At 63.1% G+C, this 12,382-nt stretch carries 12 protein-coding genes and 1 pseudogene; 3 read left to right on the top strand and 10 right to left on the bottom strand.

The window, feature by feature from the left end; genetic code table 11:
- The first annotated feature begins 309 nt into the window (after positions 1–309).
- Positions 310–1,718, top strand: a pseudogene (gene asnS, locus C0617_RS16990) (asparagine--tRNA ligase).
- A gap of 125 nt (positions 1,719–1,843) precedes the next feature.
- On the opposite strand, the gene C0617_RS04620 reads toward asnS, so the two are convergent.
- From C0617_RS04620 to C0617_RS04585, 8 genes are all read right to left on the bottom strand, one after another.
- Positions 1,844–2,323, bottom strand: a complete 480-nt coding sequence (locus C0617_RS04620) for a prepilin-type N-terminal cleavage/methylation domain-containing protein (protein WP_291315843.1) — start codon at positions 2,321–2,323, stop codon at positions 1,844–1,846.
- 87 nt (positions 2,324–2,410) lie between these two features.
- On the bottom strand, positions 2,411–3,064 hold the full coding sequence (locus tag C0617_RS04615; protein WP_291315842.1) for a PHP domain-containing protein: 654 nt from the start codon (positions 3,062–3,064) through the stop codon (positions 2,411–2,413).
- Between the two features lie 228 nt (positions 3,065–3,292).
- Positions 3,293–4,051: a rhodanese-like domain-containing protein gene (locus tag C0617_RS04610; RefSeq protein WP_291315841.1), complete on the bottom strand. Its 759-nt coding sequence runs from the start codon at positions 4,049–4,051 to the stop codon at positions 3,293–3,295.
- Positions 4,052–4,269: 218 nt separating this feature from the next.
- On the bottom strand, positions 4,270–5,664 hold the full coding sequence (locus C0617_RS04605; protein ID WP_291315840.1) for a VTT domain-containing protein: 1,395 nt from the start codon (positions 5,662–5,664) through the stop codon (positions 4,270–4,272).
- Between the two features lie 30 nt (positions 5,665–5,694).
- Positions 5,695–6,156, bottom strand: a complete 462-nt coding sequence (locus tag C0617_RS04600; RefSeq protein ID WP_291315839.1) for a 4Fe-4S dicluster domain-containing protein — start codon at positions 6,154–6,156, stop codon at positions 5,695–5,697.
- Between the two features lie 159 nt (positions 6,157–6,315).
- Positions 6,316–6,933 carry a hypothetical protein gene (locus C0617_RS04595; RefSeq protein ID WP_291315838.1) on the bottom strand — a complete coding sequence of 206 codons (618 nt, stop codon included), beginning with the start codon at positions 6,931–6,933 and terminating at the stop codon, positions 6,316–6,318.
- An 88-nt stretch (positions 6,934–7,021) separates the two neighbouring features.
- Entirely contained in the window at positions 7,022–8,953 is a 1,932-nt protein-coding gene (locus C0617_RS04590) for a cation acetate symporter (protein ID WP_298039686.1), read from the bottom strand.
- Positions 8,954–8,966: 13 nt separating this feature from the next.
- Positions 8,967–9,233 carry a DUF485 domain-containing protein gene (locus C0617_RS04585; RefSeq protein WP_291315837.1) on the bottom strand — a complete coding sequence of 89 codons (267 nt, stop codon included), beginning with the start codon at positions 9,231–9,233 and terminating at the stop codon, positions 8,967–8,969.
- 541 nt (positions 9,234–9,774) lie between these two features.
- Between C0617_RS04585 and C0617_RS04580 the strand changes: the two genes are divergently transcribed.
- Both C0617_RS04580 and C0617_RS04575 read left to right on the top strand, forming a co-directional pair.
- Positions 9,775–10,608 carry a TIGR02757 family protein gene (locus tag C0617_RS04580; RefSeq protein WP_291315836.1) on the top strand — a complete coding sequence of 278 codons (834 nt, stop codon included), beginning with the start codon at positions 9,775–9,777 and terminating at the stop codon, positions 10,606–10,608.
- Positions 10,609–10,657: 49 nt separating this feature from the next.
- Positions 10,658–10,834: a DUF4177 domain-containing protein gene (locus C0617_RS04575; RefSeq protein ID WP_291315835.1), complete on the top strand. Its 177-nt coding sequence runs from the start codon at positions 10,658–10,660 to the stop codon at positions 10,832–10,834.
- A 6-nt stretch (positions 10,835–10,840) separates the two neighbouring features.
- Here the strand turns inward: C0617_RS04575 and C0617_RS04570 are convergent, their stop codons facing one another.
- Together C0617_RS04570 and trpS are read right to left on the bottom strand one after the other, a co-directional pair.
- Positions 10,841–11,020, bottom strand: a complete 180-nt coding sequence (locus tag C0617_RS04570; protein ID WP_291315834.1) for a hypothetical protein — start codon at positions 11,018–11,020, stop codon at positions 10,841–10,843.
- Between the two features lie 141 nt (positions 11,021–11,161).
- Positions 11,162–12,127, bottom strand: coding sequence for a tryptophan--tRNA ligase (trpS, locus tag C0617_RS04565; protein ID WP_291315833.1), 966 nt, complete (start codon positions 12,125–12,127; stop codon positions 11,162–11,164).
- Positions 12,128–12,382 lie beyond the last annotated feature (255 nt).

The following is a 12,382-nucleotide window of genomic DNA, read 5'->3' as shown; positions in this document are numbered from 1 at the left end:
GGTCTGCCTCCTCGTTGGGATTGTCGGTCTGGTCAAAGCCTACCACCACGGGCGACCGGCGCAAGGGTCCGGAAATGTTGCCACGGCGGTTCGAATCGGCTAGACTTCGGGGGGCTTTCTATGGAGGCATTCCATGGGCTTTACCCGAGTTCTCCAGGTCCTGCCGGCCCTCTTCTTCGTGCTCCGCCTGCGGCACGGCAGGGTTGCGGCGGCCTGTCTTGTGACCTGCGTAAATTGCTGTCATAATTGCTCTGCCGAGCAGTTTCCCGGCAATCCGAAAAACCTTTCACCTGAAGACGGGAAAATGCCATGCCGAACGACAACAGTAACCTGAGGCGCGGCCGGGTGCCGGTCAGGGAGGCGGTGGCCGCCGCGGAGCCATCCGCCGGCATCTGCGTCAAGGGTTGGGTGCGCACCCTGAGGCGCGGCAAGGGAGTGGCCTTCGCGGCCCTCAACGACGGCTCCTGCTTCGCCTCCCTGCAGGTGGTCCTCGACGCCGGGCTGCCCGGGTTCGAGGAGCTGTGCCGGGCCGGCACCGGGGCCTGCCTGTCGGTGACCGGAGACCTCGTGGAGTCCCCCGCCTCGGGGCAGAGCTGGGAGCTTCAGGCCAAAGAGGTGAAGGTCCTCGGGGAGGGCGGCGGGGACTATCCCCTGCAGAAGAAACGCCACGGCTTCGAGTACCTGCGCTCCATCGCCCACCTGCGGCCGCGCTCCAACACCTTCGGCGCGGTCTTCCGGGTGCGCAGCGCCCTGGCCTACGCCGTCCACCGCTTCTTCCGGGAACGGGGCTTTCTCCACGTGCACACCCCCATCGTCACAGCCAATGACTGCGAGGGGGCCGGGGAGATGTTCCGCGTCACCACCCTCGATCCTGTTCGTCCGCCGATGGTGGAGGGGGGGTGGACTGGACCCGGGACTTCTTCGGAGAGAGGACCGGCCTCACGGTCAGCGGCCAGCTGCAGGGGGAACTCTTCGCGACGGCTTTTTCTGACATCTACACCTTCGGCCCCACCTTCCGCGCCGAGAACAGCAACACCAGCCGCCACGTCGCCGAGTTCTGGATGATCGAGCCGGAGATCGCCTTCGCCGACCTCGCCGACGACTGCCGGCTGGCCGAGGAGTTCCTGCGCTACCTCGTTTCCTACGCTTTGGAGGAGTGCGGGGATGACCTGGCGTTTTTCAACGACCGTATCGAGAAAGGGCTTCTCGACAAGCTGGAGCGTCTGGCGGGGGCGACCTTCGAGACGATGACCTACACCGAGGCGGTCACCGCCCTGCAGAAATCGGGGCAGAGCTTCGAGTACCCCGTCGAATGGGGGGCCGACCTGCAGTCCGAGCACGAGCGCTACTTGACGGAAAAGGTCATAGGCGGGCCGGTTTTTGTCACCGACTACCCGGCGGCGATCAAGGCCTTTTACATGCGCCTCAACGACGACGGCAAGACGGTGGCGGCCACCGACCTGCTCGTTCCGAGGGTGGGGGAGATCATCGGCGGCAGCCAGCGCGAGGAGCGCCTCGACGTCCTTCAGGCGCGGATGAAGGGCTGCGGCATCGCCCCGGAGAGCCTCGACTGGTACCTCGACATCCGGCGCTGGGGGAGCTGCCCCCACGCCGGTTTCGGACTCGGCTTCGAGCGCTTCCTCATGTACGTGACGGGGATGGAGAACATCCGCGACGTCATTCCCTTTCCGCGCACCCCGGGGCACGCCCGCTTCTAGTCGGGATCGGCGGAGAAGGTGAGGCGGGACAAAAGGGAGATCGGAAAATTAATGGAAAGCATGAAAAAAGGCGGGACCGAATCGGTCCCGCCTTTTTTCATGCAGAGATTTCAAGCCCTTTCGCCTCAGCGTACGTCAATCCGCTTGTTGTTCCGGTAGATGTAGACGCCGTCGAGCCAGACTCCCGGGTCGATGTCAAGGTCATCCGACTGGGCCACGACCAGCTGCACGTCGGGGACCTTGGAGAGGGTCATGCGCAGCCAGAACTCCTCGTTGGTGCCCATGTCGTCGGGGGAGTCGAAGGCGTCGGCCTTGTTGCCCACCAGGCGCTCGAAGATGGTGCCGTTGTAGTCCAGGGGCGAAAAGGTGTTGAGGTCAAAGGCCGGCGCCGAGACCTTCATGGGATACCAGCCTTCGTCGAGGTAGAAGGAGATGAAGGCGTTGTAGATCGACCTTCCCTCGATGATGGCCCCGGCGATGAAGGCCTTCTCCCGGTAGGTCCTGAAGGTCGGGATGGCGATCGAGGCGAGGATGCCGATGATGGCCACCACGATGAGCAGTTCGAGGAGGGTGAAGCCTCTTTGTCGGTTTCGGGTCGGTCTCATGGGGGATGGCATTTGCAAAATTTAAGCCAAGATGATGTATTGTGCGGAGGGCCTGCGCCGTGGCGCGCAGGCGGAACCGGGGAAGGGCTAGAAACTCGGCAGGGGCGAGAATGTCGGGGGGACGGGCGCGGCAGCGACGGCGGGCTGGGGCCGGATGTTCCACTCGGGGGAGCAGTGGCCGGCATTCAGGGCCCGGACCAGGTCTCCGCGGCTGCGGACCGGCCTGTTGAAGCGGGTCACCACCCGGCCGAGCTCCTCGATGGTGTGGGCATCGCTGCCGCCGCACTCCCGGACCGCGAAACTCTTCTTCCAGGCCTGCACCCGGCGGTTCTCGTCGTCGCTGTTGCGGCCGTTGATGCCCTCGACGAGGCGGCACAGGCTTTCCCGGACCAGGTGCTCCCCGGTGGGGCGGCCCTTCCTGAAGGGATGGGCGGCCACCGCGGCGCCGCCCTGTTCGCGGACCAGATCTAGCAGGTGGGGTGCGGGCAGGCCGGTTTCGAGGTTCTCGAAGGGGCCGAACAGAAGGAAATCCCCCTCGGGGGTCTCGTACTCCATGCCGAAGATGACGCAGAGCCCGTCGTCCTGGATGCCCTCCTCGATCTGCTCCCGGACCGCCATGGTGTCGTGGTCGGTGATGCACACCCCGTCCAGACGCCGGGAGCGGGCGTGCGCGAGGATGTCGGCGATATCGAGATCGCTGCAGGGCGAGAGGGATGTGTGGACGTGGAGGTCGAAGCGCATGAAGGGCTCTTCCGATGGGGTTCTGTCAGGCCGGCTATTAATGTAGCGGAAGGGGGAGTGAATTACCAATACAAAATATAGATAAAACAGGCTGTTGACATAGGTTTTCTCGATGTTTGGCTGAAAGCAAAGTGATTCCGTTGTTTTAACTGCCGGGCCTTGTCCCTGTCCTTTGGGCGAGGCCGGAGGGCTTGCGCTGCCGCCCTCCGGCCCATGCCCGGGGGAGAGCTACAGAGCCACTTCGAAACCGGCGTTTTTCCAGTCGGAGAAGAGGGCCTGGCGATACTTCTTGTAGCCGAGATTCATGACCTTGCGGTAGGCCTTGTTGCTCCGGCCGCCGCCGTTGCAGTAGACGACGATGGTCTTCTTTTTGTCGAGGGTGCCGGACTGGGCGGCGAAGGTGGCCACGGGGATGTTGACGGCCCCGGGGATGTGGCCCAGTGCGAACTCCTCGGTGTCCCTGACGTCCACGAGGGTGAAGTCGTCCCTGTCCGAGGCGATCCACGCATTCAACTCCTCGGGGGCGATGATGTCGGCCTCGATCGGTTTTTCGTAGTCGGGGCCTTTGATCAGAGGAAATTCGACCTCCTCCCAGACCGGCATCCCCTCGGCGTAGACGTGGACGTTGGTGTAGCCCAGGGCGAGGGCTTTGGCGGCCGCCTTCTTGCTCTTGCCGCATTTGACGCCGTTGCAGTAGAAGATCAGCTGCGTGGCCCGGCTCTCCGGTAGGAGGTGGGCATGCTCGTCGAATTTCTTTTCAGGGACGTTGATGGCTCCCGGGATATGAACCTCCGCGTATTCTCCGGGGTTCCGGGCGTCGATGATCAGGAAGCCGTTCCCCCCGCTGTCGAAGAGGGCCTTGAGTTGGCTGGTGTAGATGATTTGGTAGCCCGGGTCTTTCTGGTCGCCGGCCTGGGCCTGCAGGGCCAGGGCGAAAAAGAGGGTCAACAGGACGAGGACGAGGGTGGTCTGTTTTTTGTGCGGCATGAACGCCTCCATCAGAAAAGGGGGTGGAAAGGGCNCGGTTTGTCCAACAAGTAATATAGATAGGTTTTGTTGGTTGTATAGTTTTGTCCGATGCTTAAAAAGGCAGGGCCGCCAGCCCGGGGCTGCCTCGTTGCCTCAGCGTTCGAAAGGAGGTCCTGGCGGACGGAAAAAGCGGTCGAGAAGGAGGCCGCTGAGGAGGCGGGGGGACGGAGAAGGCCTCAGCTTTCCCGGGAAGGCGTCTCTATGGCCGCATGGCTGGGAGGGCGATCCGGGGCCTTTTCTTTCCTGCGGGCTTTGTAGATTTTTAAAAGGACCGGGATCAGGGAGACCAGGACCATCAGCGCCAGGCCCACAAGGAAGGTGACCGAGATTTCGCCTCGGAGGACGTCGAGGAGAGAGCTGGAAAAGACGATAAAGGCGATGCACCCGGGCAGCATGAAGACGAAAGTGGCGAGGGCATAATGGCTGAATTTGACCCGGCTCAGGCCGAAGGCGTAGTTGAGCAGGTTGAAGGGAAAGAGGGGGATCAGCCGGGTGAAGGCGACCATCTTCCAGCCGTGCTTCTCCACCTGGGCGTCGAGGTGCCGCCAGCGGGGGCTCTTCAGCTTGGCCTCGATCCAGTCCCGGGCCAGGTAGCGGGAGACGAGAAACGCGCCGCAGGCCCCCACGGTGGCCGAGGCGATGGTGTAGATGACTCCCCAGAAGGGGCCGAAGAGGATCCCGCCGACAATCGATATCGGCAGTCCGGGCAGAAAGAGGGCGGGCGCCACGGCGTAGATAGCCATGTAGATGACCGGCGCCAGAAGCCCGTATCCCTCGATGAGGGCTCTCAGCTTCTCCTGCTCCAGGTATTGTGTGGCGCCGGTGGCCCGGACGGCAAGGACGGCGCCGATGATGAATGCCAGCACAGCCAGCTTTTTAAAAAGGGCTCCCCCTTCCTCTTCGCCGGCGGTAAAGGCGCGCTCCCGGGTGACGGCGGCGGCGACCTTCTGGCGCAGGTGCTTTTTCAGCTTGAGCCGGTTGAGGTAGGTGAAGGGGGCCTTCGAGACCTTTTCCCGCCCCTCCATGGCGGCCTTCGGCTCGAAGACGATGTCGAGGATGTGGCTGGTCGGGCCGTGCGTCCCGAGGGTGTGGGCGCAGCCGGCGCAGTAGGTGACGGTGCGTTTCCCCTCGCTCTCGCGGACCTGTTGCTTCGTCCATCCCCCCGCCAGGTCGGGGGAGACGCATCCCACCGCCCCCCCCTCGCCGCAGCAGAGGGTGGTGGCGCGGGAATGTCGGGTTTCCTTCGTACTGAGGCCCTTCCTGCCGAGAACCTTCCGAACCGCCCCCTGGACCGGTTCGGCGAAGCGGGAGACGCAGGGATCGTGGACGGTAACCGACCCGGAGACCTCGCCGGTGGCCGGCAGCTCGCCTTCGGCCAGGACCTCGTAGACCGTCCGGGTCGCGAACTCCGGTCCGTATTCGGTGAAGACCTTGTAGCAGTTGGGGCAGGCGACGAGGACGTTGCGGACCCCGTGCTCGAGGAGGAAGGCCTTCATCTCGCCGAACATGGCGTGGAAGTAGTCCTCCATGCCGAGGTCGTGGGAGGGCTTGGTGCAGCAGTCCAGCACCATGCCGGCGCTGGGGATCTCCCGCCGGAGATGCTAGAAGACCTTCAGGGTCGTTTCGGGCCGGGTGCCGGGCAGGGCGCAGCCGGGAAAGAAGACCGTGTCGCACCCCTCGGGCAGGGCGTACCAGGTGAAGCGCTTCGAGGTTCCCTTGCGTTCGTAGGCGCGAAGCCCCTTGTGCTCCGGGTAGTCCCCTTCGCCGCGGTCATGGGTCTCTCGCCGCATCTCGAGCAACATCGGAACCGGGTCGAGCTTTTCCGGGCAGACCGCGGCGCACAGGCCGCAGAGGCTGCATTCGAAGGGCAGGCCGAGAAAAAGATTGTCGTCGGGGGCGTAGGACTCGGCGATCTGCTTCGGATCGCCGTGGCTCTTGAGGAACCGGCACTCGGCCACGCAGCGCATGCACTGGGAACAGTCCCTGCAGACCCTGTCGATCTGTTTCTGGAGGGCCGGGCGCAGTTCGCGGACCGGTGATGTTTTCAGGGGCTGAGGGGGCATCGCTTCTTACCTTCGATAAATTCGGAGTAAGGTTAGATAAATAAGGACAATATGTCCAATTGAAAATACCGATACATGAGGCGGATTCGATAGAGATTGAAAATGGAAAGGCCGCCACCTGTCCGGTGGCGGCCTGAATTTTTGATTGTGCGCGGAGGCTCAGGCGGGGGGGGATTGCTGCGCCTTCTTCATCATGCCGACGATCTTGACCAGACCGAGCAGGGCGATGACCAGGAAGAACCCGCCGCGATAGCGGGGCGGCTCCTTTCCTTCGCTGATGAAGATGGCGTCATCGGCGACATCCATGCCGACCTCGCGGGCCAGCTTCAGAAGCTTGTCCCGGTTGCCGGAGGCGACAAGGCCGCCGACGACCATCCCGGTCAGTTCCCGGCGCGGAAAGAAGGCGTCCCGGTGTTCGGCCAGGTAGGTCTCCTTCGCCAGGGGGGAGTCGAGCTTGAAGTAGTAGGTCTTCCAGGTGTCGAGGATCTGCGGGTCGCGGGTCTCGAAAAGCACCCTGTAGGACCGGCCCTCCGGGGAGAGGGTCAGGGGGACGAGCAGGGCGTCGATCTCGATGGTTCCGGTCATGTTGATGGCGTCGAGGACGTTCTGGTGGCCCCCGCTGACCGTCAGCCATTCCCGCGGCGCTCCGGAGCGCTCGAGTTCTTCGACCGTCGCCGGGAGCGGTTCGCGGTTGCGCAGAGACAGGGAGACGTCGGTTGCCCCCAGGTAGAGCAGGACCAGGCAGACGGCGAGCAGGGTGAAGCGAAAACGTTTCATTGTACAGGCCTTGTCAGGGTGAAAAAAGAGGTGCCGTCGGATGACGGCCCCACCATATTACAGATCATGCGGAAAATGGCAAGCCGCTTTAGGCTTCCGCTCCCTCGACAGCGATCGCGTCCTTCTGGGTCATCAGGGAGACGACGATCAGGGCGATGAAGGAGAGGGGGATGGAGATCAGGCCCGGGCTGTTGATGGCGATCGGAGCGTCCTGGGGCAGCAGGCCGTAGCGCACCCACATGTCGGGCGAGATGAGGATCAGGCCGAGGGCCGAGACCAGGCCGACCGTGATCGAGGCGGCCACGCCCTTGGCGGTGGTCTTCTTCCAGAAGAGGAGCATCAGGATCGCCGGCAGGTTGGCCGAGGCCGCCACGGCGAAGGCCCAGCCGACGAGGAAGGAGACGTTCATCCCCTCGAAGACGATGCCGAGGTAGATGGCGATGCAGCCGACGACGATCGCGGCGATCTTGCCGGCGCGCACCTTGCCCGCGTCGGTCATCTTCAGGCCGAGGAAGTTGTCCATCAGGTCGTGGGCCACCGCGCCCGACGCGGCGACGATCAGGCCCGAGACCGTCCCCAGGACGGTGGCGAAGGCCAGGGACGATATGACCGCGAACAAGACAACCCCGAAGGAGAGGGCGAGTAGCGGGGCGCTCATGTTGTTGTCGGTGATGTTGATGACGCCGTTGGTCATGGCGCCCATGCCGAGGAAGAGGGTGAGCACGTAGAAGAAGCCGATGGAGGCGATGGCTACGATGGTCGACTTACGGGCCGCGGCCTGGCTCGGCACGGTGTAGTAGCGGATCAGGATGTGGGGCAGGGCCGCGGTGCCGCAGAACAGGGCCAGCATCAGGGAGATGAAGTTGAACTTCTGGGTGCCGGTGGCGTTGTCGACCTTGAACTTAAGGCCGGGGCGCAGCACGCGGGCGCCGGGAGTCGGCTTCTGGTAGTAGACGGTGTACTTGGCCTCGCCGACCTTGACGTACTTCTTGCCCCAGAGGACGATGGTGCTGTCCTTGAGGGCGGAGAGGTAGGCCAGGGGCCCGACGGCGCCGGTGGCGGCCACTTCCTCGCCGTCCATGCGCAGTTCCTTGATGTGGCCGACGGGGAAGAACTTGCCTTCGCTCTTCTCGGCGCCGTTGTAGAGCTTGGTGCCGTTGGCGAGTTCGGCGGTGAAGAGGGTTTCCTCGAGGGCGTAGCCGCCGCCGGCCGCTTCGTTGAGGTGCCAGATCGACTCGGCGCCGTCTTTCTCGAGCTGGACGAAGCCGGCCTTGCCGAACTCGCTCGTTTTCCAGTCGGCGGCGGCGGCGTAGCCGGCCACCTGGAGGCTTCCGTCGGCGGCGACGCTGGCCTGCAGGGTCTTGAAGTCGTGGTAGGGCTGGCCGTTGTTGACCGGTTCGGTGGAGAGGCCGCGCACCAGTACGGCGATGACCACGACCGTGGACATGATCAGGAGCAGGGCGCCCTTGAAGAACTGCACGTAGGTGGTGGAGGCCATGCCGGCGGTGGCGACGATGATGGTGACGACGATGCCGACGATGCAGACCCCGACCCAGTGGGGAAGGCCGAGCAGGGGCTGGACCAGCACGCCGGCGCCGACCATCTGCGGGATCAGGTAGAAGACCGAGACGAGCAGGGTCGAGATGGCGGCCGTCAGCTGGATCGCCTTGCTGTTGAACTTGCTGTCGAGGGCGTCGGTGAAGGTGAATTTGCCGAGGCGCTTCATCGGTTCGGCGACCAGGAACAGGGCGACGATCCAGCCGGCGAGGTAGCCGATGGAGTACATCCAGCCGTCGTAGCCGGCGGTGGCGATCATGCCGCAGATGCCGAGGAAGGAGGCCGCCGAGAGGTAGTCGCCGGCGAAGGCGATGCCGTTGGTGAACCAGTGGATGTTGCCGCCGGCGGCGTAGTAGCCTTCAGCGGAGGTGGTGCGCCGGGCCAGGTAGAAGGAGAGGCCCAGGACGAAAAGAACGAAGGTGATGAAAAGGCCGATGGCCAGAGGTGATTGCGTGTAAACAATAGGTCGACCCTCCTTATCCGTTCATGCGGGTCTCTGCAGCGGTGCAGAGACTGTTGTAGACGAGCGCCATGATGAAAGCGACGAAGATCAGAGCGAAGCCGTAGACGACGGCGACGGTCTGCCCCATGACGACCTGCTGCATGAACGCGGGCTTGATGGCGTTGATGGCCACGAAGCTGGCGTAAAAGAGGGTGTAGGCGATGAACATCCAGATGCCGAGCCTGGTCTTGTAGGCGGACGCGTTGTCCTTACCAAGCTTTACTGCGGGTCCGTGTCCCATTGTTGTTACTCCTTTTCGCTTGAAATTTTGCCGCAACTGCGCGATATAAAACGGAAAAATAGACGGCACCGATATCGGCGCATCGTATCCGGACTTCATTGGCCGGAAATGCTTTTTGCCTTCACCTCCTCTCCGAGAGGTCCGCTTTTCCTGAGGGAAGGAAAGAGGCGGAGCCCGCGAACATCGCTAACCGTTTTTTGAAAAACAGGGTATGGTCAAATTGGGAATGGTAATAATTGTCCTATTGTGGGGGTTTATTTTCGCCACATAATACGATGTTTTAAAAACAAGTCAACCTTAAACTGTGGCTAAACTGGGCGTTTCGTGGGGCGAAACGCTTCAAGTGTACGGGAACTTGTGGTTTTTCCCCACGATAAAAAATCCCTTATATTGTTTTCCAAAAACGATTTTATTTATTGAGTAAATCTTGCACGATATGGAAACGGGACAGAAAGACAATGTGGGCGCCCGTTTTGACCTTGGGGCGGGGACGCTCCTGTGCTAACTTGCCGGCATGGAACTGCGGGAGGTACTGGAGGAGGTGACGATCAGGCGCGGGGCGGGGTTTCTCGCCAACGATCCCCTCGAATACCCTCGCCGCTACAGTCACCCCCGGGACCGCGAGGTGGCGGCCTTCATCTCCGCCGCCCTGGCCTACGGCCGGGTGGCGTCCATCCGCAACAGCCTTGAAACCCTCTTTGCCCTCATGGGGAGCAGTCCGGCCCGGTTCGTGGCCGATTTCGACCCCCGGCGCGACGGGGCCCGGCTGGCCGGTTTCAAGCACCGCTTCAACACCGGCCGGGACATCGCCTGCCTCTGCTGGCTGCTGCGGGGCATGCTGGAGGAGGCGGGGAGCCTTGAGGGGTTCTTCCGGGCCGGGGACGATCCCGGGTCTCCCGATATCGGGCCGGGCCTGGCCGCTTTCTGCCGCCGCGCCCTGGCCCTCGACGTCTCCCCGCTCTACGGCCGTCCCGACCTGCCGGTCGAGGCCGGGGTGCGCTACTTTTTCCCCAGTCCGCAGGGGGGCAGCGCCTGCAAACGCCTGTGCATGTTCCTGCGCTGGGTCTGTCGTCCGGACGACGGCCTCGATTTGGGGTTGTGGACGGGGGTCGCGCCTTCGCGCCTCGTCGTTCCCCTCGACACCCACACCGCGCGGATCTCCCGCCTGCTCGGCCTGAGCCGGCGCAAAGGCCCAGGCTGGAAAATGGCCCTGGAGGTGACCGAGAGCCTGCGCCGCCTCGATCCGACCGACCCCGTCCGCTACGACTTCGCCCTGGCCCATCTGGGGATCAGCGAGGGGTGTACGGGGAGACGGGGAGAGTGGTGCGTGGCGTGCCCGGTGGCGGGGATGTGTTCGGTGGACTATCGGGAATAGGGGAGTGAATCGGCCGATTGCGGGGCCGGCAAGAGGGGGAGGGCGACAGATGGTACGCTACAAAGTCGTGGAAACGAGCCTGGTAACCGATGAGACCCTGGAGGACATTCTCAACGAGTGGGCCGGGCAGGGCTGGACCTTCGAAGGGGTTCAGTTAGCCATGCGCGAGGCGAGCAAGCGGCCTGCCATGGCTTTTGTTCTTTTCACCCGGTCCTCCGACGAGTGAGCCGGGTCAGTCCTCCCAGTCCTCGATGTCACGGTAGATGACGGTCTTGCGCGGGTCGGAGGAGGGGGTGGCGCCGCAGCGTCGGCAGGAGGGCTGGGTGTCCCCCTCCTCGTCGATTTTCTCCTGGTAGTCGAGCTCGACAGGACTGCCGACACAGGTGCAGTACCACTTGCGATAAACGCTCATAGACCCTCCCGGGACGTAGGTGAATGACCTGCTGCCTAGTGAAATTATGACAGGGATGGCGGGGGGTGCAAGCTGGAGAGCCAAAGGAAAACGGGGAGCCCGCCGGGCTCCCCGTTTTCCTTTGGTTTGGCGAATAGGTGTTTAGTAGGTCAACCCCGTTTTCTTCCTCACTTTGCGCAGGGTCTTGGCCGCCGCCCAGCGGGCCTTCTCGGCGCCGGCCGCCAGGGTCTTGCGCAACCCGTCCTTGTCGGCGATCAGTTCGTTCCGCCGCTCGGTATAGGGGGCGAAGAAGTCGCGCACGGTCTCGAACAGCTCCTGCTTCACCTCTCCGTAGCCCAGGCCACCCGCCTCGTAGTGACTGCGCAGGGCGGCCTCCTGCTCCTTGTCCACGAACAGGCGGTAGATCTGGAAGACGTTGCAGGTGTCCGGGTCCTTGGGGTCCTCCACCGGGGTCGGGTCGGTGACGATGCGCATGATCTGCTTGCGCAGGGCCTTCTCCTCGAGGAAGAGGTCGATGGTGTTGCCGTAGCTCTTGCTCATTTTTCTGCCGTCGAGGCCGGGGACGGTGGCCACGTCCTGGTCGATCTCCGGCTCGGGGAGGGTGAAGATTTCGCCGTATTCGTTGTTGAACTTGATGGCGACGTCCCGGGCCACCTCCACGTGCTGCTTCTGGTCCTTGCCGACGGGGACCTTGTCGCTATGGAACATCAGGATGTCGGCGGTCATCAGCACCGGATAGGCGAAGAGGCCGTGGTTCGGCTTTATCTTGTTGGCGACCTTGTCCTTGTAGCTGTGGCAGCGCTCGAGCAGCCCCATGGGGGTGAAGTTGGAGAGGACCCAGGCCAGCTCCTGCACCTCCGGCACGTCCGACTGCACCCAGAAAGTGCTCTTCTCGGGGTCCATGCCGAGGGCGAGGAAGTTGGCCGCCGCCTCCAGGGTCCCCACGGCCAGCTTTTTGCCGTCGGAGAGACTCGTCTGGGCGTGGTAGTTGGCGATGAAGCAGAAGAGCTCCTCCTTCTCCTGGTATTCGATCATCTTCTTCATCATGCCGAAGTAGTTGCCCAGGTGCAGGGAGCCGGAAGGTTGAATTCCCGAGAGTACGCGCATGTCGGATTCCTTTTGTCAGTAATTGGATACGAAAAAGCCGCGGTCAAGGGCCGCGGCTTTTGTCATTTTATCAGGACCGCGGACCGGGCGGTCCGTGGCGGCTCAATCAATGCGAGGGCCCGGACCAGATTATGTATCGGTCCAGCGCCACCAGCGGGGTTCAATGTTGCGGTAAGAAATGTTCATAACCTCGGTACGCTAGCAATTTTGAACGGTTCCGTCAACGGGAAACGGGCTGGGAGGCCACTCCTTGTC

Source organism: Desulfuromonas sp. (assembly GCF_002868845.1).
Taxonomy (GTDB): Bacteria; Desulfobacterota; Desulfuromonadia; order Desulfuromonadales; family BM501; genus BM501.
The sequence above is the reverse complement of the archived record's forward strand: the minus strand, read 5'-3'. Positions and strand labels throughout refer to the sequence as shown.